This is a genomic window from Shewanella alkalitolerans (genome assembly GCF_019457575.1).
GTDB classification, from domain to species: domain Bacteria; phylum Pseudomonadota; class Gammaproteobacteria; order Enterobacterales; family Shewanellaceae; genus Shewanella; species Shewanella loihica.
In genome coordinates, this window is record NZ_CP080422.1 from 4,223,628 (window position 1) to 4,247,216 (window position 23,589).

At 54.6% G+C, this 23,589-nt stretch carries 20 protein-coding genes; 7 read left to right on the forward strand and 13 right to left on the reverse strand.

Annotation, left to right across the window (positions count from 1 at the left end; all coding sequences use genetic code 11):
- Positions 1-54 precede the first annotated feature (54 nt).
- Complete coding sequence (locus tag K0J45_RS18320) at positions 55-738, forward strand: response regulator (protein ID WP_220043591.1); 684 nt, start codon at positions 55-57, stop codon at positions 736-738.
- Positions 738-2,105 (forward strand): ATP-binding protein, encoded by a 1,368-nt coding sequence (locus tag K0J45_RS18325; protein ID WP_220043592.1) that lies wholly within the window; start codon positions 738-740, stop codon positions 2,103-2,105. The genes K0J45_RS18320 and K0J45_RS18325 overlap by 1 nt, the downstream gene beginning before the upstream one ends.
- A gap of 82 nt (positions 2,106-2,187) precedes the next feature.
- Here K0J45_RS18325 and acuI read toward each other — a convergent pair whose 3' ends face one another.
- Positions 2,188-3,168, reverse strand: coding sequence for an acrylyl-CoA reductase (NADPH) (gene acuI, locus K0J45_RS18330; protein ID WP_220043593.1), 981 nt, complete (start codon positions 3,166-3,168; stop codon positions 2,188-2,190).
- A gap of 103 nt (positions 3,169-3,271) precedes the next feature.
- On the reverse strand, positions 3,272-5,047 hold the full coding sequence (locus tag K0J45_RS18335; RefSeq protein WP_220043594.1) for a sigma-54-dependent Fis family transcriptional regulator: 1,776 nt from the start codon (positions 5,045-5,047) through the stop codon (positions 3,272-3,274).
- Positions 5,048-5,373: 326 nt separating this feature from the next.
- Here K0J45_RS18335 and exaC point away from each other — a divergent pair, with 326 nt between their 5' ends.
- Positions 5,374-6,894, forward strand: coding sequence for an acetaldehyde dehydrogenase ExaC (gene exaC / locus K0J45_RS18340; protein WP_220043595.1), 1,521 nt, complete (start codon positions 5,374-5,376; stop codon positions 6,892-6,894).
- A gap of 704 nt (positions 6,895-7,598) precedes the next feature.
- Here the strand turns inward: exaC and K0J45_RS18345 are convergent.
- The 3 genes from K0J45_RS18345 to K0J45_RS18355 form a co-directional block, all read right to left on the reverse strand.
- The gene (locus K0J45_RS18345; RefSeq protein ID WP_220043596.1) at positions 7,599-8,360 is read right to left on the reverse strand and encodes a hypothetical protein; all 762 of its coding nucleotides are present in this window, start codon (positions 8,358-8,360) and stop codon (positions 7,599-7,601) included.
- The gene (locus K0J45_RS18350; RefSeq protein WP_220043597.1) at positions 8,357-9,994 is read right to left on the reverse strand and encodes an RNA-directed DNA polymerase; all 1,638 of its coding nucleotides are present in this window, start codon (positions 9,992-9,994) and stop codon (positions 8,357-8,359) included. The genes K0J45_RS18345 and K0J45_RS18350 overlap by 4 nt, the downstream gene beginning before the upstream one ends.
- Positions 9,995-10,563: 569 nt before the next feature.
- The gene (locus tag K0J45_RS18355; protein WP_220043598.1) at positions 10,564-11,145 is read right to left on the reverse strand and encodes a cysteine dioxygenase family protein; all 582 of its coding nucleotides are present in this window, start codon (positions 11,143-11,145) and stop codon (positions 10,564-10,566) included.
- A 206-nt stretch (positions 11,146-11,351) separates the two neighbouring features.
- On the opposite strand from K0J45_RS18355, the gene trmL reads away from it, so the two are divergent.
- Entirely contained in the window at positions 11,352-11,816 is a 465-nt protein-coding gene (gene trmL / locus K0J45_RS18360) for a tRNA (uridine(34)/cytosine(34)/5-carboxymethylaminomethyluridine(34)-2'-O)-methyltransferase TrmL (protein ID WP_220043599.1), read from the forward strand.
- A gap of 16 nt (positions 11,817-11,832) precedes the next feature.
- On the opposite strand, the gene K0J45_RS18365 is transcribed toward trmL, so the two are convergent.
- From K0J45_RS18365 to K0J45_RS18380, 4 genes are all read right to left on the reverse strand, one after another.
- The gene (locus tag K0J45_RS18365; RefSeq protein WP_220043600.1) at positions 11,833-12,342 is read right to left on the reverse strand and encodes a single stranded DNA-binding domain-containing protein; all 510 of its coding nucleotides are present in this window, start codon (positions 12,340-12,342) and stop codon (positions 11,833-11,835) included.
- Positions 12,326-12,877: a hypothetical protein gene (locus K0J45_RS18370; RefSeq protein WP_220043601.1), complete on the reverse strand. Its 552-nt coding sequence runs from the start codon at positions 12,875-12,877 to the stop codon at positions 12,326-12,328. The genes K0J45_RS18365 and K0J45_RS18370 overlap by 17 nt, the downstream gene beginning before the upstream one ends.
- Before the next feature lie 211 nt (positions 12,878-13,088).
- The gene (locus tag K0J45_RS18375) at positions 13,089-14,537 is read right to left on the reverse strand and encodes a M16 family metallopeptidase (protein WP_220043602.1); all 1,449 of its coding nucleotides are present in this window, start codon (positions 14,535-14,537) and stop codon (positions 13,089-13,091) included.
- Positions 14,534-15,865, reverse strand: coding sequence for a M16 family metallopeptidase (locus tag K0J45_RS18380; RefSeq protein WP_220043603.1), 1,332 nt, complete (start codon positions 15,863-15,865; stop codon positions 14,534-14,536). Before K0J45_RS18380 ends, K0J45_RS18375 begins: the two co-directional genes overlap by 4 nt.
- A 213-nt stretch (positions 15,866-16,078) precedes the next feature.
- Here K0J45_RS18380 and K0J45_RS18385 point away from each other — a divergent pair, with 213 nt between their 5' ends.
- On the forward strand, positions 16,079-16,789 hold the full coding sequence (locus tag K0J45_RS18385; RefSeq protein WP_220043604.1) for a flagellar brake domain-containing protein: 711 nt from the start codon (positions 16,079-16,081) through the stop codon (positions 16,787-16,789).
- Between the two features lie 60 nt (positions 16,790-16,849).
- Here K0J45_RS18385 and K0J45_RS18390 read toward each other — a convergent pair whose 3' ends face one another.
- Together K0J45_RS18390 and K0J45_RS18395 are read right to left on the reverse strand one after the other, a co-directional pair.
- Positions 16,850-17,485 carry a class I SAM-dependent methyltransferase gene (locus K0J45_RS18390; protein WP_220043605.1) on the reverse strand — a complete coding sequence of 212 codons (636 nt, stop codon included), beginning with the start codon at positions 17,483-17,485 and terminating at the stop codon, positions 16,850-16,852.
- Between the two features lie 11 nt (positions 17,486-17,496).
- Positions 17,497-17,844 (reverse strand): hypothetical protein, encoded by a 348-nt coding sequence (locus K0J45_RS18395; protein ID WP_144201484.1) that lies wholly within the window; start codon positions 17,842-17,844, stop codon positions 17,497-17,499.
- 268 nt (positions 17,845-18,112) lie between these two features.
- Between K0J45_RS18395 and K0J45_RS18400 the strand changes: the two genes are divergently transcribed.
- Entirely contained in the window at positions 18,113-20,218 is a 2,106-nt protein-coding gene (locus tag K0J45_RS18400) for a putative bifunctional diguanylate cyclase/phosphodiesterase (protein ID WP_220043606.1), read from the forward strand.
- Positions 20,219-20,406: 188 nt separating this feature from the next.
- Here K0J45_RS18400 and K0J45_RS18405 read toward each other — a convergent pair whose 3' ends face one another.
- The gene (locus K0J45_RS18405) at positions 20,407-21,009 is read right to left on the reverse strand and encodes a tRNA-uridine aminocarboxypropyltransferase (RefSeq protein ID WP_220043607.1); all 603 of its coding nucleotides are present in this window, start codon (positions 21,007-21,009) and stop codon (positions 20,407-20,409) included.
- A 175-nt stretch (positions 21,010-21,184) separates the two neighbouring features.
- Positions 21,185-22,387, reverse strand: coding sequence for a multidrug effflux MFS transporter (locus K0J45_RS18410; protein WP_011867382.1), 1,203 nt, complete (start codon positions 22,385-22,387; stop codon positions 21,185-21,187).
- 110 nt (positions 22,388-22,497) lie between these two features.
- Between K0J45_RS18410 and K0J45_RS18415 the strand changes: the two genes are divergently transcribed.
- Complete coding sequence (locus K0J45_RS18415) at positions 22,498-23,490, forward strand: LysR substrate-binding domain-containing protein (protein ID WP_011867383.1); 993 nt, start codon at positions 22,498-22,500, stop codon at positions 23,488-23,490.
- Positions 23,491-23,589: the final 99 nt, after the last annotated feature.

The following is a 23,589-nucleotide window of genomic DNA, read 5'->3' on the forward strand; positions in this document are numbered from 1 at the left end:
AATTGACATCTAAAAGGGTATACTCAAGCTGTTATAGGTGTAGAGAGACATACCATGAGCCAAATTCTGTTAATCGATGACGATCTAGGGCTAGCGGAACTGCTAGCACAACTGCTTGAACTTGAAGGGTTTAACCTCACACTTGCCCACGATGGCGAGGCGGGACTTGCCCTGGCACTGGAACAGCAGTTCGATCTCATCCTGCTCGATGTCATGCTGCCTAAGCTCAACGGCTTCGAGGTGCTCAAGGCATTGCGATCCAAGAAACAGACTCCGGTACTCATGCTCACCGCTCGCGGCGACGAGATAGACAGAGTCGTTGGCCTGGAGATAGGCGCCGATGACTACTTGCCCAAGCCCTTCAACGATCGCGAACTAGTGGCGCGCATCAAGGCGATCATCCGCCGCACCAGCCATCAGATGGACGAGCAGCAGCCCAGCATACTGGAGTTTGCCGACATCAAGCTCGACCCCAGCCGTCAGGAGGTGGTCTGCCAGGACCAGCTGTTGATCCTCACCGGCACCGAATTCAGCCTGCTGTATCATATGATCCAGCATAGCGGCGAGGTGCTGAGCAAGGATAACCTCAGCGAGAATGTCCTGGGCAAGAAGCTGATGCCCTTCGATCGCAGCCTGGATATGCACCTGTCTAATCTGCGTAAGAAACTGCCCGAGCGCGCCGACGGCCGCCCCAGGGTCAAGACCCTCAGAGGCAAGGGCTACATCTGGCTAACCTGATGAAAATTAGTAGTCTTCCCAACCGCATCTTTATCAAGCTGCTGCTGAGCTTCTGGCTCTGTAGCAGCCTGATCATCGCCATCGTCGGCCTGCTGCCGCTGCTGCAGCAGAATCACGATCAGGCCCCTATTCCGCCCCATCTACAAGGGCTGCTGGAACGCGTAGTCGAACGCATACAGGAAAGCCCCGAACTGCTGACCATGAAGCGTGACAAACACTGGCACAGACTCAAGGAGATGGGTAACAAGCCGGTACGCTTCTATGTGGCCGACGAGCAGGGCCAGCTGATCAACAATCAACGTGTCTCCCGCGGCATCCGGCGCTTCATGCTGATGGCCGACGAGGCGGGCCACCCTATCAGCCACCAGTTTAAGAGCGAGCTGCTGTTTGGCCCCATGCCCTTCGAGATAGAGGGCAAACGCTACACCCTCTATGGCCGCCTCGCCGAGATGCACCCGAGGCCCTGGTTCTTCTTCTTCGCCGAGAATATCGCCCTCACTCTGACCCTGGCGATCTTGCTCTCGGGCCTCTTATGTGGCCTGCTGGCCTGGCACTTGGGTAAGCCCCTGCGCGCCCTCAAACAGAGCGCCGAGGCGGTGGCCAGCGGCGATCTCGGCCACAGGGCCGACGCCAGTACCACGGCGCGCAAGGACGAGATAGGCCAGCTGGCGCAGTCCTTTAACGCCATGGCCGACGCCATCGAGTCCATGGTCAACAGTCAGCAGCGACTGATCAGCGATATCTCCCACGAACTCAGGACCCCATTGACCCGACTGCAGCTGGCTCTGGCCCTCACCCGCAAGAAGGGACAGGCCTCGACCGAGATAGACCGCATCGGCTATGAGGCTGAGCAGCTGGAGGCGATGATCGCCGAGCTACTCGAGCTGTCGCGGGTGAAGCTGGATATCCATGAGCACAAACATCGGCTATCCCTGGCCGAGACCCTGGGCCAGGTGCTGGACGATGCCGAGTTCGAGGCTGAGCAGCAACAGAAATCCCTGGTGATCGATATAGACGATAGCCTGATGCTGATGCTCAACCCGCGCCCCCTAGCAAGGGCAATTGAGAACCTACTGCGTAACGCCATTCGCTACGCCGAGCGGGAGATCAGCATCAGCGCCGTAGCCGAGCCAGAGCAGGTGATCCTCACCATCAAGGATGACGGCCCGGGCATAGAGGATGAGGCGGATCTGCAGGCGATTTTCGAGCCCTTCTATCGCCCACAATCGGCGCGAGAGCGCGAATCCGGCGGCTGGGGCCTGGGACTGGCCATCGCCAAGGCGGCGATTCAGGCCCATCAGGGCCAAATAGTCGCCAGCAACGCCAAGCCCCAAGGGCTGGAGATCACCATCAGGCTGCCGCGTTAGTCTCTACACGTTTCTGTTGCTCTCACCGATGAGCAGGCAAAAAAAAGTGGCCCAATGGCCACTTCTTTATCTGGGTCAAAGGCTACACCTTTACCAGCACCCGGCCGGTGACCTTGCCTTTGACTATCTTGTCGGCGTACTCGCCCAGCTGCTCCAGGCCTATGGTCTGACAGGCCTGCTGGTAGTAGCTCTCGGGTAAGAGTTCGAGCACCTGCTCCCATGCCTTAACGCGCTTGTCGATAGGGCAGGCCACAGAGTCGATACCCAAGAGGTTCACGCCGCGCAAAATGAAGGGCATCACGGTCGTCGGCAGGGCAAAACCGCCCGCCAGGCCACAGATGGCGGCACTGCCACCATATTGCATCTGCGCCAGCGCCGTGGCCAGCACCTTGTTGCCTACGGTATCGACCACACCCGCCCAGCGCTGTTTCTCCAGCGGACGGCTGTCCTGTTCAAGCTCACTACGATCTATCACCTCGCTAGCGCCCAATGCTTTTAACCAGTCGCCGTTAACCTCGACCCGGCCCGAGCTGGCCACCACGCGATAGCCAAGCTGTGCCAGAAGGGTCACGGCCACCGAGCCTACGCCGCCGCTAGCACCGGTAACCAAGATATCGCCCTGCTCTGGGGTGACGCCCGCCTGTTGCAGCGCCTGCACACATAGCATGGCGGTCAGGCCAGCCGTGCCAATCATCATCGCCTTGGCGCCGTCACAGCCCTTAGGCATGGGCACCAGCCAGTCGGCCTTCACCCGCGCCTTCTCGGCCATGCCGCCCCAATGGTTCTCGCCCACGCCCCAGCCAGTCAATATCACCTCGTCACCGGGCTGAAAACGAGAGTCGGCCGACTCGCTCACCACACCGGCGAAGTCGATACCCGGCACCATGGGGAACTCGCGAATGATCTTGCCAAGGCCGGTGATCGCCAGGCCATCCTTATAGTTGAGGGAGGAGTAACTCACCTCCACCAGCACCTCACCCTCGGGCAGATCGCTCTCGGGCAGCAGTTTCACATCGGCTTGGGTCTGTCTATCTAGCTGGGTCAATACGAGTGCCTTGAACATGGGGCCTCCTTAACAACAAAATGGACTGACAGATTAGTGCATCTGCCATCATGAATACACTGCACATTTTGCATGAACTGCATGCAGCTTGCGCATAGCTAGATCAGGTTTTGAGCCCCAAGGCCTTGAGTTTTCGATACAAGGTATTGCGGCTGATCCCTAAGTGTTTGGCACAGCGACTGACGTTGCCCTCAAATCTGTGGAAGCTTGAGACGATATTGGCGTTGACCATCAGGCTAAGCTCGCTCTCGCAGGCCGCCATCTGGTCGCCAGTCTGCTCAGGCCCCTGCAGCTGGGCCTGCAGGGTGTCGGGCAGATGCTGCCAGTTAAGTTCGGGATCGCCATCGGCCATCAGACAGGCCACCTGCATCAGGTTGTCCAGCTCCCTCAGGTTGCCCGGCCAGTCGTGGGCCAACAGTCGCCTTAGCAGCTGAGGGCAGAGCTGCTGCGGCGCCTGGCGATAGCGCCTATGCAGCTTGTGAATGATGCGTTCGATATCCGCGCGCTGACGCAGGGGCGGCAGTGAGACCTGCAGGCCGTTGAGGCGATAGTAGAGATCCTCCCTAAACGCCCCCTCACTCACCAGCTGGCGCAGATCCGCGTGGGTCGCGGCCACCACCTGAATATCCACCTTGTAACTGCGATTACCGCCCACGGGCACCACCTCGCGCTCCTGCAGCACCCGAAGCAAGCGGCTCTGGGTCGCTAGCGGCATCTCGCCTATCTCGTCGAGAAACAGAAAGCCGCCGTCGGCCTGACGTATCTTGCCCTCGAACCCCTGACGGGAGGCGCCGGTGAAGGCCCCGGCCTGATAGCCGAAGAGTTCAGACTCCACCAGATCTGCGGGCAGCGCGGCGCAGTTGACCGCCACCAGGGCCGCCTGGGCGCGGGCACTCTGACCATGGAGCTTCTTCACAAACTGCTCCTTGCCTACCCCAGTCTCGCCGCAGATAAGCAGAGGAATGTTACGCCCCACCACTTTGTTGGCCTGCTGCCAGGCGCGCTCTAGCTTAGGGTCGCGAAAACGCACGCCTATCTGCTGGCTCACCAGCTGGCTGGACCGAGTTGCGACCAGCTGCTGGGTCTTGAGGTGCAGGCGTTGGTCCTGACACACCTGCTCGCCGCTGTTCCAGCTCGCCCCCAGGTGACGGTCGATATCGTCGCCGATGCGCGGCCTGTGTAGCAGGCGCTTGGCCATGGCGTTGCAGCCTAAGATCTTGCCGTCGACATTGGCCACCACTATCCCCTGCCACCCCGAGCTGATCAGCGACGGCTGCTCGGCGAGATCGATGCGGTAGTGGCTGCCGGGCAGATGACACAGCAGCGCCGTCTCTATCTGTTGCACCAGGCTGGCGATGAGCACCAGGGTCTGCTGGGTATGACGCTGCTGCTCGCTGGTGATGTCGATGGCGCCGAGCAGTTCTCCCTCGGGGGAGAAGATGGGGCTGGCGGTGCAGCTCATAAATCTGTGGTGACGGATGAAGTGCTGCTCGCCGATCACCGCCACCGTCTGCCTGGCGGTCAGGGCCGTGCCTATGGCGTTGGTGCCCTTGTGCTCCTCACGCCAATTGACCCCCACATCCAGGGCGACGTTGGCCAGCTTGTCCGAGTAGCGGCTGACGCCCCAATGGCAGAGCACATAGCCGTCGCGATCCGAGAGGATCAGTCGGCTCTGGCTGTGGGCCATCATCTGATTAAACAGGGGCAATGCATGCTGTTTGGTGAGATTGATGAGTTGCTTGTTGGCGTGATGCCGCTCGGCGAGCGCGTCGGCGTTGAGTCGTAATTCTTGCGGTAACTTGGCTTCGCTTAACCCTGCGCCCTGACTACGAGACCAGGAGTCAGACAACCAAGCCTGTGTCTGTGGAGCTATCGTCATAACAGTGTTCCATTTTGGCACACCCGAGGTGCGCACTTATGTCACAGTGCATGCCAACTGCCAGTGCCACACCATCCTGGACCACGCACATTCGGACATCAAAAATTAGTTTTTCATCATACTGTTACTCCAGCCACATCACAACTCCTGCCAGTTTGGCCTAGGCTTTGCCTTAGCTATTAGGAAGCTGCGCGCTATTGAACACAAGCATGACACTCAAATGGGGCACAGCTAAAAAATTTAAACCTGTTGTTTTTTAAACATAAAAATAGGACGCCCGGCAGAGGCGTCTTTCGACAAGACAAAACCATACAAGGAAGCTCAAGATGATCTACAGCAAGCCAGGCACGACAGATGCCATAGTTAACTTCAACAGCCGTTACGACAACTTCATTGGGGGGCAGTGGGTCGCGCCTGTGAGCGGGGAATATTTCGATAACCGCTCACCCGTCGACGGCCAGGTGTTCTGTCAGGTGGCCCGCTCGGACGAGCGCGATATCGAGCTGGCGCTGGACGCCGCCCACGCCGCCAAGGATGCCTGGGGCAAGACCTCAGTCACCGAACGCTCCAACTTACTGCTGAAGATAGCCGATCGCGTCGAGCAAAATCTGGAATTTCTGGCCGTAGCCGAGACCTGGGAAAATGGTAAAGCGGTACGCGAAACCCTGAATGCGGACCTGCCGCTGTTTGTGGATCACTTCCGCTACTTCGCCGGCTGTATCCGCGCCCAGGAAGGCAGCGCCGCCGATATCGACAACAACACCGTCAGCTACCACTTCCCCGAGCCGCTGGGCGTTGTCGGCCAGATCATCCCCTGGAACTTCCCGCTGCTGATGGCCGCCTGGAAGATCGCCCCGGCGCTGGCCGCCGGTAACTGCATAGTGCTCAAGCCCGCCGAGCAGACACCCGTCTCCATCCTGGTGATGGTCGAACTGATCCAAGACCTGCTGCCAGCCGGCGTGCTCAATATCGTCAATGGTTTCGGCACCGAGGCGGGTCAGGCACTGGCGGTCAGCAAGCGCATCGCCAAGCTTGCCTTTACCGGTTCGACTCAGATTGGCCACCATATCCTCAAGTGCGCCGCCGAGTCGCTGATCCCCTCAACCGTAGAGCTGGGAGGTAAGTCACCCAACATCTACTTTGCCGATGTGATGGAACAGGAAGATGAATATCTGGATAAGGCAGTTGAAGGCATGCTGCTGGCCTTCTTCAACCAGGGCGAGGTCTGTACCTGTCCGTCACGGGTACTGATCGCCGAGTCCATCTACGACAAGTTTATCGACAAGGTGATCGCCCGCGCCAAGACGATCAAGCAGGGCAACCCGCTGGATACCGACACCCAGGTAGGTGCCCAAGCCTCCCAGGAGCAATTCGATAAGATCCTGAGTTACCTGGAGATAGGCCGCAACGAGGGCGCCGAGGTGTTAATTGGTGGCACCAGCTGTCAGCTATCTGGCGATCAGAGCAGCGGCTTCTATATCGAACCCACCATACTCAAGGGCCACAACAAGATGCGCGTCTTCCAGGAGGAGATCTTCGGCCCGGTTATTTCGGTCACCACCTTCAAGGATGAGGCCGAGGCGCTGGCCATCGCCAACGACACAGAATATGGCCTGGGCGCCGGTGTCTGGACCCGCGACATGAACCGCGCCCAGCGCATGGGACGTGGTATTCAGGCGGGACGCGTGTGGATCAACTGCTACCACGCCTACCCTGCCCACGCCGCCTTCGGTGGCTACAAGAAGTCAGGTATAGGTCGCGAGACCCACAAGATGATGCTCAGCCATTACCAGAACACCAAGAACCTGCTCGTCAGCTACGACGTCAACCCGCTGGGATTCTTCTAACCTAGAATCTGGCTCAACCCAAAGCCTGCTGAGACCCAGTCTCAGCAGGCGCTATCCCCTCATGAAGGGACAGCTATCTTAGTAGCTACATCAAACCTATTTGAGACTTGAAATGGGAGCTTTGGATCATGGCTTCATGGTGTATTAATTGCCTGCGGCCGGTGCAGCGCGAGGTGAGCTTTATGGCCTTTTAGCAAAGGTCTTAGTAAGTGAGCATCACACTACTTTGCTGTTTGAAGGGTTTCCTTGAACCATGGCTTCATGGTGTATCAATTGCCTGCGGCAGGTGCAGCGCATGGATGCGCCAATGTCGTGATTACAGGGACGTAAAAAAACGACCCGTTCGTGCAGGTACTTCTGCGGCACGCTGTGAACCCTTCCTTGGGCGCTCTACGGCAGCATCTGACCTCCACGGACGGAGGGAATGCCAAAAAATGTCGGGAACATTTTTGGCCCTGCCTCGGAAGGCCTCAGACGCACCTACACAAAATTTCTCATCTCTTCGATTTGACCGCTTTTTAGACTCACTGGAAAGTCAAAAGCAAAATCATATTCGGACAGAAATGCGCTAGACCTTAAGCTCTGAAAACAACGATTGCCATACTTTCCCTTATGGCAATCGGATAAACGGTTAGTCCTAAATTAGGGGCCCGTAGGCGGCCCAGGATTTGCTTGTTCATTTTCGTCTACAAATACGCTGATATTTAAAACTGACTTCCAAGTTTATAGGCATAATCTCCAACAAGTGATGAAAATAGCTCAAGTATTTCTATTTTAGATCTTCCAGCACCGGCAACTTTCACAAGCTCATCGAAATTTATCTCTATATATTTATTCAATCTAGGATTTAGTAATATGCCTGATTTCCATTCCTCTGTACCACCTTCTATCGAGGATGAAAAACTTAATAGCCAGTATATTAAGATTTGCCTGTAATCAGATGATGAGAAGTTTCTACTAGTACATTTAACTTCTATCAATGTAGTACCAACTGAAAAATCACCATGCCCCTGTGATATCCATTGGTATCCCGGTATTACGGGTGATTGAATAGCTTTTATATTTTGGTTTTTATTTTCAATAAACCTTATTGATTTCACTAGATTGTTTGCAGTCTTGCTCGCAATATACAAATCATATTCTGTTAATTTTTCAGGCAGGTCTGCATCAAAATACTTAGACTGTCTATCTAGAGCTAAGTTTAAGCATTGGTTCCAATCTTCAGTCTCATTCTCAAGTATCTGCTCTGCGCGAACATAGGCAACTTCAAATAGCATTGCTGCATTAGTGGTCATTTTAGCAATCAGGCTTTCCTCTATATAGGTACAACCTGGGATTGGTTGGGCCTCTCTATTTAGATGAGAAACTATTGCTGGTAACAACTGAGGAAACAATAGGTCGCATATGCCAGGAATATCTCTAGCTACAGTTCTTGGGTCTTTAACTGGTAATCTAAAAAACCTCATTTTTTCACCATACCCTCGACCCAAGACACATATGAACTGCTAAATGACGATTTATCTTTCAATTCGATACCTAATGACCACAGGTGCTGAATTGCGCTTTTAACTTGTAACCTAAAGTGTTTTCCTTCATCTCCGAATTCATATGAAGCAAGCCATAACATTCTCTGAACTTCAGGGGTTAGGTTTGACCATTTATTTCTAGCATGAATAAACGAAGGTCTATCTTTCCAATTTCTGATGCACTCTAAACATGCTCTCTTGATAGTTTCAGAGGTACTATCCTGTAATTTCTGATGCACATATGCAGCACGTGTATTAGTTCTTGAAAGTCTTAGTGCACGCAAATAGTGCAGACAATTCGCTTCAGGTAATAACAAATGCTCTGAATGAGATATTATGTCATCCAGTAATTTGTCAAGAAGTACATATATCCCTGAGTATTTTTCGTCTGCTCTAAGTGAAATAACGCCTTTAATAATTGTTGACCAAGACCCCCTGAAAGAGTGAAGATTTTCCGGAGAAAGCAATGTATTGCACAGCTGAAGAGCTAATGCTGGCTCATGCAGCTTTAATGTTCTACTTATTTGATTTATTAAAAATGTATCGGGTTGGCTTTTGTGGATTTCTAAGTCAAGTAGTGTTTGTACATTGAGTTGTTCCACAGTATCAGCAAGTTCATCATAATCAGAGTGAGGATTGTCAGAGTATGGATCGAAGTGCAAATCAATTTTCTTTAACTTGCTCGCATTATCGTCATCAGTAAATAACTGTGAATGAACAAAGTTTTCATAATGTTGGCCTTTAAGTATTGTTGTTTTTGACCTATTGAGTGAAAGACCGTAATCCGCCAATGCGTTTGAGAGAATTGATATAGCTTTATAGGCTTCAGCTTGGCTATCAGCTATTAATGTAAAATCATCGACATATCTATGCCACGTAATATTAGATAAGGTAAGTAATTGGTCTATAGAAGTCATTAGTAGCTCAGCGAGTACCCTTGAGCATTGCCCACCAACAGGAAAACCAAAAGATCGACCTGAAGAGATTTGGTTCAGGAGCCTGTCTACTTGTGTCGAAACGGTTGAGTTATCGCCAAACAAATCGTTAATACAGTTCTCTATCCTATGATGGTAGATATGCTCATAGAAACTAGAAATATCAGTTTGTATGACTACAGCATCTTTACTCTTTAATGCTGGGTCTTTGATAGTAGCTTCTTTATAAGCTCGCCATGACCTATCTCTATCAAAAAGGCCAGGCCCCGTATCATTAAAACGATATGAATGTGCATTAGGGCTTCTGTTTTGTTCATTTTTTTCTGCTATAGCTATAGCTATGCCATTGAGATAAACATTCCAGAAAGGATGTATTTTTGTCGATATTCTAAAACCACTTGAACCTGTTGGAGATAGCAACCTTTCTGTAAATATTTGGATTGAATTAAGAGTTTTTTTAGCGTTTGTTTTCCCATTTTTTTCCAAACGTTCAAAAAAATCAAATGCTATTTGAGCCAACTTATCTCTTGTGTCTGATAAGAAAACCGTATCAATATCAAATGGTAACATATCGTTGTCACCATGAGCCCCTATATCATCTATGGCTCTTTTGAAATGATCAACTGTAACTGAATTCATTTAATTCCCTATATGCTTGATGATGTCGAGGTCCGGTTGAGAAATCCAACATTGTATAGTTCGCATGCGCCTATCTTTGATAAACCTCGCATGTATATTTAGTAAACGTATTACCTAAGCCGCACTTTAGCAAAGTTATTGATTAATAAGCACTCTATCAGGGTGGTGAAGAAAAAACGAGCAAACATGATCTAAAAGTGTGCATTGAGTCAAAGGGCTTGCCGAAAGCATTTAGTTAGTACCATTTATGGATTAGTAAAGGTAGTCCAACCGACTGGTGAATTAGCTAGGCTGCCTACCGAATGTAACTCGTTTGGGGCATAAATAAGTTAGCATTTTTACTCCCTTCTCTCCCCAACGCCGCCAAATCGAAGAGACGTTTAGATACGGGTGTAAGCACGCTTTTGGCTCTCGGCGGCATGGATGCCGCCGTGAAGCGTATAAGGACATATTCACAGCGTGCCAAAAGAGTGCTTGCACATAAGCTTGCTGCAGGCAATTGATGAAGGTGAAGGTTCGACCTTCAAAATCCCTTCAAATACCAAGTGCCACCTAAAGCACCAGCCAGATCACCCCCATATATTCGGCATCACACTATTCGAATACCCAGATATAAAAGGCTTCTTACTCCCGGTATCGGGGTCATAAACATGGCGCTGCACCGCACCTATGTTGCCACCATAGACATGAATGCTGATAGATACCCCCTCCGATAGAGCATTAGAAACCCTATGGATATCGCCGATATCTGGTGAGACCAGATCGACACCGCCGACGGGCAACTCATGACTGCCCCTGACCCGAAGACAGCTGGCAGCCTCATCCAGTTCATATTCCTCGCAGTGCTCGGCGCCGCGCAGTACGCCCACCATGCCCCATACGGTATGGTCATGAGCCGGCGTGGTCTGCCCCTGTGCCCAGACGAAGCTCACCACAGAGAAACGCTCCAGAGGATCGCAATAGAGCAGATACTGCCGATAGCTCTCAATACTCGGCTGAGCAAAAGCATGGGGTAGCCAGTCATCAAGAGCAATAAGCTCCGCCAGCAGCGACTTGCCGTCGGAAAAGATACGCGCCTCATCGCAGCCGACCTGCTCAACCAGCCGGGTAAAGGACTGCACAAAATCCCGCAATCTGCCAATGTTTTCCATATACACTCCCTGGCCTTAATACCATCAAGCAAGGCTAGGTGATCTGCCTTAGGCAATAAATAGGCAATAGGTCGATAGCGGATAAAAGCCACAGCGACTAACCAGACTCCCCTCCCAGTCAGGCAACTACCCATTGCAAAAGGGCAGTTTTCCCCCATCCCCATTTCCCTTATAATCGCCGCTCATCCGTTCAAAGGTAAGCCAAGATGTTCCATATCGCCCTCTATGAGCCAGAGATTGCCCCCAATACCGGCAATATCATCCGCCTGTGCGCCAACAACGGCTGCCAGCTGCACCTTATCGAGCCTCTGGGTTTCGATCTTGAAGAGAAGAAGCTGCGCCGCGCTGGGCTGGACTATAGCGATCTGACCCGGGTCACCCGCCACAAGGACTTCGAGAGCTTCTTGAGCGCCATGACGGGCAAGCGCATCATGGCCTGTACCACCAAGGGCAGTCGCCCCCACAGCGAAATAGCCTTCGAGAAGGACGATGTATTGCTGTTTGGCCCCGAGACCCGCGGCCTACCGATGGAAATCATAGAATCGATCCCCACCAGCCAGCGCCTGCGCATCCCAATGGCCGCCAGCAGCCGCAGCCTCAACCTGTCTAACTCGGTTGCCATCATCAGCTATGAGGCCTGGCGTCAGCTTGGCTATGAGGGCGCCAGCTAAACCCTTTCAGTGGAGTTTATGAGGCAGGATTAAGGGCGATGCCGCGATAGACTTGATAGTCGTCATCGTCCTGATCCAGATATTGCACCTTCTGTAGCCATAACCAGCCATCTCCCTGCGGTACGAAGCTGAGGTGGATCATCGCCGGGCGCTGCTGCACCACACCCTTGCCCAGCAGAGAGAAGCCGCTCTCCTCCCGGTACAGTGTAAAGAAGAGTGTCTTATCTGGGTCGACGCCGTTGAAGTAGGTAAGCTTTATCTCGCCATCTCCCTCGCGAAACCACCAGGTCTCGCTCAGCGGGTGGCTGGCGTGTTCGCTCACCGAGAGCGTCAGCTGACGCCGATCGCCGCTACAGAGCCCCTGCACCTGTACCGCTTTCACCTGGCCCTTGGGCCTGGAGGCTTCCCCCTGCCAGCTCCCCGCCAGGGCCTGACAGAAGGCGGGCAGGGCTATCTTGCCCGCCGAAACCGAAGGCGAAAGTAAGATAGCGGAGAATAAAATGAGCGATTTAAAATAGTTCAACATCTTGTTTTGTTTGCTGTAAATGAGTTTCTCGATAGGCGTTTAGCGCCTGGTGTATCGGCACGCCCTCAAGCAGAGCCGCAAACATCTGCCGCTCGCAATCGAGAGAATAATGCGCCTGTATCTCCCTTTGCAAGTTTGCCCAGGCCGCCTGGGAGTGACGCCGCTGCTCATCTCCCAACATGGTTTCCATCAGGCTCAGCGCGGTGATCACATGATTCAGCCGCTGGGAGATGCGATCGTAGAACTGAAACGCCATCACCCCGCTATCAATTGCCTGCATCAGGCTGTCGCTGTGGGCCAGAATCGCGACCGGCGTATCGGCCGTGCCATGAAGGTGTCGATTGACCTGGGTAAGATGCCCGGCCATCTGGGTAAACAGCTGTCCGAGGCCGGTAACGTTATGGTCGCCATCGGTGAGCGATAGCTCTATCTGCGCCGTCGCCAATAGCAGCAGCTTAGTGGTCTCCTGCAGGTGGCACCAGTCGGCGTCATCACAGGCGCATGTGTCGCAGCGAGGCGGTATAACCTGGGTCATGGGCATCTCCTGATAGGGCTGGGCTAAGACTAAGTTAAGGCGTTAGTTAAGGTGTTAATTAAGGTGTTAGTTAACCCTAGATGAAAGCCCATCGAAATGCGAACCGCTATCACGTTAACGCTGGTGCTATTCACCGATAAAAAAGGCCCGCCAGCGTTAACCGACGAGCCTTTATGATTTAGCCTAACTAGCTATCTCTTATTGAGAAGGCTTATTGCGAGAAGCCGACCGCATTGATCTCCACCTGCTTCACCTCACCATACTGGGCGGCGATATCGGCGATCTTGCTAGCGTTGCCAATCAGCACATATTGCAGCTTGTCCTGTGGGAAATAGCTGTTCACCAAGCGCTGGGTCTCCGCCAGGGTCAGGCCATCGACATTCTTCTGAAAGTCGTTGATAAAGCTGTCGTCGAAGCCATAGAGGTACATGCTCGACAACAGGCCGGCCAGCTGTTCGCTGGTCTCGAACTTAGGCGGGAACTGCCCCTTCACATAGGCCTTAGCCGAGTCCAGGGTCGGCTGATCTATCCCAGTCTGCCACAGACGTGAATAGGTCTTCAGCGCCAGATCGATCGCCTCCTTGGTAGTATCGCTCTTGGTGAAGGTACTGATCCTGAATACGCCCCCCTGCGAATAAGGGGTAAAGGCCGAGCGAGCACCATAGGTCAGACCGGCGTTCACCCTGAGCTCGTCGTTGAGCCAGGAGGTGAAACGGCCACCCAGGATAGTGTTGACCACCTGCAGCCCCACGTAATCTGGATTGTTGCGGCTAATGCCCTTACCACCGATAAGGAAGGTGGTCTCGATGGCATCGCCCTTGTTGACCAAGAGCACCTTGCTGGCATCCAGCGACGGCTGATCCTCGGCCAGGTCTTGCTTGGCGATCGCCTCACCGTTGTGCCAATCGCCAAACAGCTTGTCGAGTCTTGCCTTCATCTCGCCTGGCTTAAAATCACCGACGACCGAGATGGCGATGTTCTGTGGCTGATAATAGCTCTTGTGGAAGGCGCGCAGCTGGTTAACCGTCAGCTCGGCCAGCGAGTCGCGGGTACCCGATGCCGGGTTACCGTAGGGGTGATCGCCAAACACCAGCTTGTCGAAGTAGCGATGGATCACCACGCGTGGGCTCTCCTTCTCCTGGGCCAGTCCCGCCATCTCACGTTGACGCAGCTTATCGAACTCGCCGCCGTCGAAGTCGGGAGCGCGCAGCAGATCCCGCACCAGAGGCAGCATCTTGTCTGTGTCTTTCGCCATGAAGTCGGCATCGATAAAGCTGCCTTCCTTACCTGCATCGGCGGCAATCGAGGCACCGAGGAAGTCGACCATCTGCTCGATATCTGACTTGCTCTTGCCGTTAGCGCCCAGCAACAGGGACTTGGCCGTCATGTTGGCCACCCCAGAGGTGGTATCCTTGACCGCACCGGCGCGCACCACGGCGCTGACGGTGATCAGTGGCACCTCTGTCTGTGGCATCAGATAGACAGTCATGCCGTTACTCAGTTGATACTGCTCATAGGCGGGCATGCTGAAGCTGCCGGTGTCGACCGTCTGGCTTGTTGTCGTCGCGGCGCAGCCCGAGAGTGCCAGGGCGCCGGCCACCATGGCCGCCGTGCCCAGCTTGGCAAAGCCTTGGGGAATTTGAGTCAATAGGGTCTTCATTGGTCACTCTCCTCTGTGGCCGCCAGTACGGCAACGGTGCGGTTGGCGCGACGTAGATAGGTTTGCGCAACACGCTGAATATCTTCTGGGGTCACCTTGTTATAAGCCTCAGGCGCATTGAACAGCTTCTCGAAGCTGCCGAAATAGAGCTCGTAGGTTCCTAAGGTATTGGCCTTGCCGTTAATGGTTTCCATGGCGCGGTAGAAGTTCATCAGCTTGATATTCTTCACCTTCTCAAGCTCATCCTGGGTCACGCCTTCGCGGGCGATACGGTTGATCTCACCGATCATGCCGCTCTCCAGCTCCTGGGCTGTGATGCCGGGGTTGGCGACGCCCATCACATAGAAGAGGTTAGGGTCGAAGCTCATCGGCATATAGGTTTCCACCTCGATGGCCACCTGCTTCTCCACCAGCCCTTGATACAGGCGCGAGCTGTTGCCCGTGGTCAGGATAGATGAGAGCAGATCCAGGGCGTAGTAGTCCTGATTCGAGGTCGCCGGCACATGATAGGCCAGCATCACGTTCGGTGTGCTGACCGAGGCCTTCTGTACGAAGACGCGGCGCTCACCCTTCTGCAAAGGCTCGACCGTCTTCACCTCGCGAGGCGGAGTCTGGGCGGGGATCGGCGCAAAGTACTTGTTGGCCAAGGCTTTGACTTCGTTAAGCTTCACATCACCGGCAATCACCACCACGGCGTTGTTAGGCGCATAGTAGGTCTTGTGATATTGCACCAGATCGTCCTGGGTCCAGGCGGCGATATCCGACTCGTGACCTATGACAGACCAGCTATAAGGGTGTGCACGAAATGCGGCGCCCTTGATCTCTTCCTGCAGAGTACGCCAGTTAGAGTTTTCCAGGCCTGTGGTGCGCTCGGAAGCGACCACGCCACGCTCACTCTCTACCATCTCAGGATTGATATTCAGGTGGGCGATACGGTCGGCCTCGAGATCGAAGATGGTCTCCAGGGCATTGGCCGGGAACCAGTCGGTGTAGACGGTCAGGTTTTCTGTGGTGTAGGCGTTGTTGGCGCCGCCCGCCGCCTCCATGGTGCGGTCGAACATCTTAGGGCCAAATTTCTTCGAGCCGTTGAACATCATGTGTTCGAAGAAGTGAGAGATCCCCGTGATGCCCGGCACCTCGTTGCGGGATCCCACCTTCCAAAATAGATACATGTTGGCATTTGGGATCGAGGCGTCTTCTAGCACCATGATTTTCATGCCATTATCTAACGTGAAGCTTTTTATGTCTTCGGCTTGAGTTGCCTGCGCCCCCATGGAGGAGAGGATTCCCCCAATGGAAAGGCACAGTGCGATAATCTTTCGCATCATCTGTCGTTCCCTCATTCGTGAGCAGATAGAATTTTTCTCGGTATCTGGTGGCATCGTTTGTGAGCCCCCAATCATCGACAACTATAAGAGGCGAAATTATAAATAAGATCAAGTCTGTTGTAGCCAGTATCACGCGAGAGAATTGTAACTTATTGCTTTTGTGCCATGCTAAGACACAAGTATGACGACACCTAACCCGAGGGAGAGTACGCCTTGCCACAAGCCACAGAGATCGATTTAGCCTACCTAAACCGCATCAACTGCAACACAGAGGCCCAGCTGCAAATTCTCACGCCGCTCAGGCCCATCAGGCTCAAGACCCGGCTGATCGGCATAGACCCGGACAACGCCATCATTCTCGCCCTGGGCCAGGACAAATACTGGCAGGCCGCCCAGGACTATATTACCCAGGGACAAGGTGTAGTGGTGCGCCTGATCAACAGCGACGACCCCGAGGCCAACATCCTCGCCTTTCGCAGCCAGATAAAGACGCTGCTCAACAACGCCGGGCGCTGGTTAGTGGTGAAATACCCCAAGGCGCTGCAGAGCGTAGCCCTGAGACAACACTGCCGCATTCCGGTCAATCTGGCCGCCTCGATACATGAGCGCACGGCAGAGAGCCACTCCACCCATGTCTGTTCCAGCGGCTTTCTGCAGGATATCTCGGTCAAGGGCGGCGCCTACATGGGCGATGAGATTGAGGGAGGCGCCCTGAATCAGGGCTATCGTTTACAGGTCAAGTTTGAACAGTCACAGGAGACCCTCAGCGTGCCTATCCTACTCAAGAACATCCAGCCTCCAGGCGTGGGACGCAGCCAGTATCAATATGGCTTCATCTTAGATGAGAGTCAGGATGAGGAGACGCTGGGCGACTTTGCCCAGAAGGTGATCATCAATCACCTGATGCAGCAACCTAAGGCATAGCCCTAAAAATGAGTCTTTAAGGCCACGGCCTGAGACTGAATCTGAGGCTGAATCTGAGGCTTAGCATTTAGTAAAGAAGACCACATCCTTGTCGATCACCTCGAGCCGCCAGTTAAACGCTTTAGCGATCCACTCGAAGGTGGCCGTGCTGTAGAAGCGGATATGGGTCTGATCCTGCTTGTAATGCCAGTTGGCAAAGGCGGCCTCATCCAGCACCCGCTTGGTCATGACAGCCAGAAAGCTGCCCTGCTTCATCATGGCATCCAGCCTCTGCAGCAGGGCCGAGGCATCGGCCACATGCTCTATCACCTCTGTCATGGTGATAAAGTCATATTGCTGCTTTAGCAGCTGCTCGTCGGGAAAGTAGTAGAGATCATAGTTATCCATGGCAATCCCCGCCTCGCCCGCCATCACGCTGATGGTCGGCCCCGGGCCACAGCCAAAATCCAGCCCTCTATGCTCGCTAGTCAATCGCTCACTCAGGGGTAACCAGGTGCGCCCCAAGAAGCGCCGATAGCCCTGATCCTTACTGTCGTTTTGGTGATGATCGTAAAACGCCTTCTCGTCTTCGGCGCTTAGGAGGTACTGGTCGGGGACGCTCACCAGCTGGCACTGGTTACAGATTTCATATGCTCTGTGCTTATCGCGATGAAAGCACGCCAGGTTATCACTATGACAAAGGGGACAAAGACTCACAGGGCTTCCAATTAGCTTTTGGGTTTGGGAATTTTTCTTTCTTGGGCCGCGGCTTCGCGCGCCTCTTTTAAGTACTTAGACTCTCGACTCTCGCGTTCATTAAACTGACGCTGCGCCTTCTCGCGCTGGTCTTCCTGCCATTCGCCCGATTGCTGACGTTCGAGCACGGCCTGCTCTCTCGCTTGGGTGGCGTTGGCCGCCTTTCTGGCCTTCTCAAGCTGCTCAGCCTCCGTCTGGCGGGCAATCTTACTGGCCTCCTCGGCCTTAGGGCTCATGCGCTTATGTTCCTTCGCCGCCAGATCCCAGCTCAGGCTAGCGAGCAACACCAAGACGATACAAGAAATTGAGCGGGTCAACATGACAGTTATCCTTAACCAGATGAGGGTCTGTGGTGATTCTAGCACTATCGCGAGCGCAAAGCTGAAAAACCTCAGGCTCGGATACCCTAGTGGATTTGTTAACAAATGTCATAAAAATGACTGAAAAACCATGCAAAAACCTGTCCTTAGGTTTGAGTCTCTTATCGATTCGCGGTATTTTTAACCCAATTGGCACAGAGAAGACCAGCGCAGGCAAGATATAAAGCTGCTCTATGCCCCATTTGCGAGCCATCTCTTGGAGCACCCTATGGGCCCTTGGTTTACCTTATTGGCGCAGCTTCGCAGCGCACAGCCTGAGATTCAGCGGCAACTCGACAGTTGGCGCCAGGATGAGTGCGCTTACCTAGCCGTTCTCAAGGGACACGCCTTCATAGGGGCCAGTCAGGGCACGCTGGATTATTTCGACACCCAGCGCGATAGCTTCATCACGGCCACCCCCTACGACTTCTCCCCACGGATCCAGGCCAGCGGTATCAACAGCATAGAGGTGGCGCAGCAGCTGATCGAACGCGTCCATCAGGGCGAGGTGGTCAGCATCAACTGGCTGCACATGAGCCAGCTGGGGCGTGAGCTGCCTACCCGAGTCACCATGCTGCCGGCAGATCATGAGGGCAGCATGGTGATATTGGCGCGCTTCGACCCCGCCGATCGCAGGGCAAAACGGCGCGAGACGGTATCCAACGGATTCGATCGCCTGCCGGCACAGTTGGTCTCCAGCATATTGGAAGACAGCGCCGAAGCCGTCTACATCAGTAACCACCAGCATGAGATCATCGCGGTCAACAAGGCGATGTGCCGCATCTGCGGCTATAGCGCCGACCAACTGTTAAATAAGAGCCCGCTGGATCTACAGGGATTTTGCGAGGCCAGCCAAAGACAAACCGATTTCCTACAGAGCCTGGAAGATCGCGGCAGCTGGCAGGGCGAGACCCTGAAGACCCGCTCCGATGGCAGCCAATTTCCAGCCTGGAAGAGCTGCCGCAAGCTGCAGATAGACGGCGAGATCTTCTATGTCACCCTGTTTAGCGACATCAGCGCCAAGAAGCGGCTGGAGTCACGCCTGACCGAACAGGCCATGGTCGACACCCTAACTGGCCTCCCCAACCGCCACCAGCTCAAGCTGCATCTGGATCAGGTACTGGCCGATGCCATGGAGGTAGGCGGTAAGCCGGGGGCCGTGATGTTTATGGACCTTAACGGCTTCAAGAATGTGAACGATTGCTTCGGCCACGCCACAGGCGACAAGGTACTGCAACTGGTCGCGGCACGCCTCGAGGCCAGCTGCATCGACAATGCCCATATCGCCCGTCTCGGCGGCGACGAATTTACCTTGGTGCTGAGCGATTGCCAGGATAGCGAGGAGATAGAGGCCGTCTCGCAGCAGCTGCTGGCGATATTCGACGCGCCCTTCGAGATCAACGGTCAAAAGTTCTTCCTGGGGACCAGCATAGGCATAGCCTGCTTCCCCGAACATAGTGGCCAGGCCGCTCAGCTGCTCAGCTTTGCCGATACCGCCATGTACTGTGCCAAGAAGAGCCCTAACCATGTGCTCTTCTACGACAGTCAGATGCACAGGGATGCCCAATACAAGCTGAAGACCATCAACGATCTGCGCCATGCCTTTAGCCTGAACCAGTTCCTGCTGGCCTATCAGGTGATCGTCAACCTCGATGGCAGCCAGGTATTGGGAGTGGAGGCGCTGCTGCGCTGGCACAAGAGTGATACAGAGATAATCGAAGCCAGCGAGTTCGTCCCCCTGCTGGAAGAAACCGGCCTGTTGATCAACATAGGTCAGTGGGTGCTCACCACTGCCTGTGAGCAGGTCGCCAAGTGGCGCAGCGAGATAGATAAACCACTTCAGGCCTGCGTGAATGTGTCGGCGACCCAACTTGAACATCCGGATTTTGTTAAGCAGGTAACCCATGCGCTCGAATCCAGCGGCCTGCCCGCCAACGGCCTGGTACTGGAGATCACCGAATCGGCCCTGCTGCGCCAACCCAAGCGGGTAAAGGCCACCCTCAACCACCTCAAGGCGCTAGGGGTGCGTATCGCCATCGACGACTTCGGCGCCGGGCTCTCTTCCCTCAGCAAGTTGGGCAGCCTACCCATAGACACGCTCAAGATAGATGCGGGCTTCGCCGAACGACTCAACGATCCCCAGGGGCGCGAACTCTGCCAGGCCATGATACAGCTGGCCCAGGCGCTAAAGATCCAATTTGTGGTGGAAGGGGTCGAGACGCTGGAGCAGAAACAGATACTGGCTGGGATGGGCAAAGGGTTCGCCCAAGGGTATTTTTATGGTTATCCGACGGCGGCAGAGCAGTTCACCAAGGCAAGCTTCATCCTGCATTGAACCGATAACTGTGTCAGCGCCTCAAGGGCGATACTGCCTCCCTGCATGGACAGTAAACTGACACAGCTATCTGACCACTCTATCTTGAGTGACTCAGGCTATTAGACCTTAATTCGTTTCAGATTATCGTGATCTACCCCATAGGCTTTTCCGGCAACCTATAGCTGGTTCACAGTTTTATCACCAAGTTATTTGGGCTCGTATCTTTGCCTCACAGATGCAGGCATGGCCGCCAGACGTTTCTCCACCAGGGCCGCTAGGGCGTCATGGAGTGGCGATACATCGCAGCCTGGTTCTAGCGTCTCTATGGCCAGCGCCGCCGCCTCCAGGGTCGACAGGCTATCATCCCGTTTAGCCTTACGTATGGTGTACTTGGAGGGGGCGTCGAGATCCAGGTGTACCCCAGTAAACTCAAGCAGCCAGGGATTTAGCTGCAACAACTTGTAGGCCTTACGCCAGGTACCGTCGAGTAGCAGCAAGATCGCCTCATGGTGCTGCACCGACGCCTCCAATGGCTGACTGATTTCGCTGGGGTAGAGCAGACACACGGGCCGGCTTTGCGCCGCAAGATAGGCCCTCAGCTCGGCAAAATCTTCCGGCGTCTCCCCCACCACCAGCCGCAACTGCTCCCCCATCACAGCCTGCATCAGCTTGACGCTGTTCTTGGCATGGGACTCCTCGCTGGGGTGCTGCAACACGATCAGCTCGACGCGGGTAGATAACGGACGAATGCTGTCGCACAGACAGGCATTAACCGGGTATTGGCATTGGGGGCAAACGGGACGGCTCACAAGATCCTCGATTTTCAACTGGCAGAGGCCTAGTGTAACCGCTTTGAGGGCAGAAGTAAGGCGCGGGCTCAGTCTGGATAGGCGGGCCAATCCGTTTCGATAAGCCAAAAAAAGCCTGCATTGAGGTCACTAATGCAGGCTAAAAGGGTGTTGCTAATGGATTAGGTTGCGCCTATCAATGAGCGTGACGCTCCTGGTGCCAGGTGTCTAGTCGACTCATGTTCATGGCAACTAGCAGTAGACTCGCCAGGCCACCCATGACGACGACTACGGCGTAGGGTGCGGTCAGCGAGGTCTGCTGTACCAGACCCGCCAGAATCGAGGCGCCGCTCATCTGAATAAAGCCAAGCATGGCGGTCGCCGTACCGGCACGCTCACCAAAGCCCGCCAGGGCCATGCTGGTCGCCGGACCAAGCAGCAGAGCGAAACCGATACACAAGAGCATCATAGGCAGCATGAAGCCGAAGGCGGCCGCGAGCCCGGTCTGTGGGCCAGCCCACTGCACCGCAAGCTGCAGCAGCGCCGAGACCAACATGGCGCTCAGGGCGACGATAACGGTCGGGCGGTTCCCCAGCTTCTGAATCACCACGGGCGCAGCGAAACAGGCGCCAATATTCACTAGGGCATTGAGACCGAACAGGCCGCTAAAGGTCAGCTCGGACACGCCTATGGTCTCGATAAGCCACACGGGCGAGTAGGAGACATAGGCAAGAATCGCCGCCATGCCCGCCATACAGGCGAAGGCATAAAACATAAAGTGCGGGTCCATCAACACAGGCTTATAACGCGACCAGCGATAGAGCGGCCCTTCGGTAACTGTGTTGGCCGGACGCGTCTCTGGCAGACGATAGCCGACGATGATCATTATGATGATGGCGTATAGTGTCATAAACACGAAGGTGGAGCGCCAGCCAAATTGCAGCGCCAGCAGGCCACCCAGGGTCGGCGCCAGCGCAGGGATCACACAGATCACCCCGTTGAGATAGCTGTAGTAGCGGGCGCCCTCTTTAGGAGTGAAACAGTCTCTGACGGCACTAAAGACCACGATAGAGGTTGAGCATGCCGCCAGCCCCTGCAGCACACGCGCCAGTTGTAGCCATTGAAACTCCATCGCCACCGCAGCCAACAGACTACTGGCGATATAGAGCAGCAGGCCACCCAGTGCGATAGGACGGCGACCATAACGATCCGCCAGCGGGCCGATCAGCACCTGACCGACACCCATGGCAAACAGAAACAGCACCAGCGTCGACTGCACCTGACTGGCCGACACGGCAAATTCGGCCGCCATCACGGGCATAGAGGGCAGATAGATGTCGATGGCTAATGGGCTCAAGACCACCATCAACATGAGTATGGGTAACAGGTTCCGACGCATATTTCTCTAATTTTATGTAGGGGTAAAGGTAATGAAGCTTATTTTAGACCAGCCAAGTTATGAACAGAAATGGTATAATTTCAAAAGCTAATTTCCTGTAAGGAATATCTATGAATCTCGACAACTTGGCGCGTATCGACCTCAATCTACTGGTGATGTTGCAGGTATTACTGGAGGAGCGCAGCGTGACCCGCGCCGCCAGCCGTCTGCATCTGAGCCAATCGGCCCTGAGCAAGAGCCTCAACCGGCTGCGCGATACCCTGGGGGATCCCCTGTTTATCCGCACCGCCCACGGCCTCAAGCCCACGGCCCACGCCGCCCTGCTGGGCCAGCAGCTGCCTGACATGTTGCAGGGACTCTACCAGCTGACTCAGCCGCCTAGCTTCAATCCCGCCAGCAGCAGACGCCAGTTCTCCTTCGCCATGGTGGAGAGTGCCTATGAGACGCTGATCCCCTACTTCATCGGCCCCTTGCTCAACAACGCGCCCAATCTCAGGCTAGACTCCTACCTGTGGACGGAGAAGTCTCTCTCCTCTTTGCAGAAGGGCCAGATAGATTTTGGCATCACGGGCAGAGACATCAACCCACAGTCGGATCTCATCATCGACAGGCTGCCGGAAGGGATCGCCCACCAGACGCTGTTTACCGATCATCAGGTCTGCCTGGTGCGCCAAGGCCACCCCATGCTGCCGGCCATTCGTAATCATCAGTGGGATCTCGACATCTACCTTGAGATGTCCCATGTGCAGGTGCGCTGCGAGGGCAACGAGTGGTGGGCGCTGGACTATTTTCTGGCGAAATCGGGGCAGCGACGTCACCTGAGCACCACAGTGCCCGACTTCTATGGCGCCGCCAGCGTCTGCGCCCATAGCGATCTTATCTTTACCCTACCCTCCAGCTTCGCCGCCCACGCCCGCAAGCTCTATGCCTTGGAGGAGCTGCCGCTGCCGTTCGACTTCCACTCCCTGGCCTATGTACTGCTGTGGCACGAGCGCAACGATGACGAACCCGGGCATAAGTGGATCCGCGAGACCATCTGCAAGCGTGTCGCCCAGGCGGTCAACCAGCCCGAAGATGCGTTATCGGCATCCGGTTCAGCTTAGGTTAACCTTATGGCGGTTAAGATAAGTTTCTGCCACCACCGAGACATTTGGTAACAGTTTACGAAGAAGATTAAACGAATTTAACGTGATCTCGTGGGG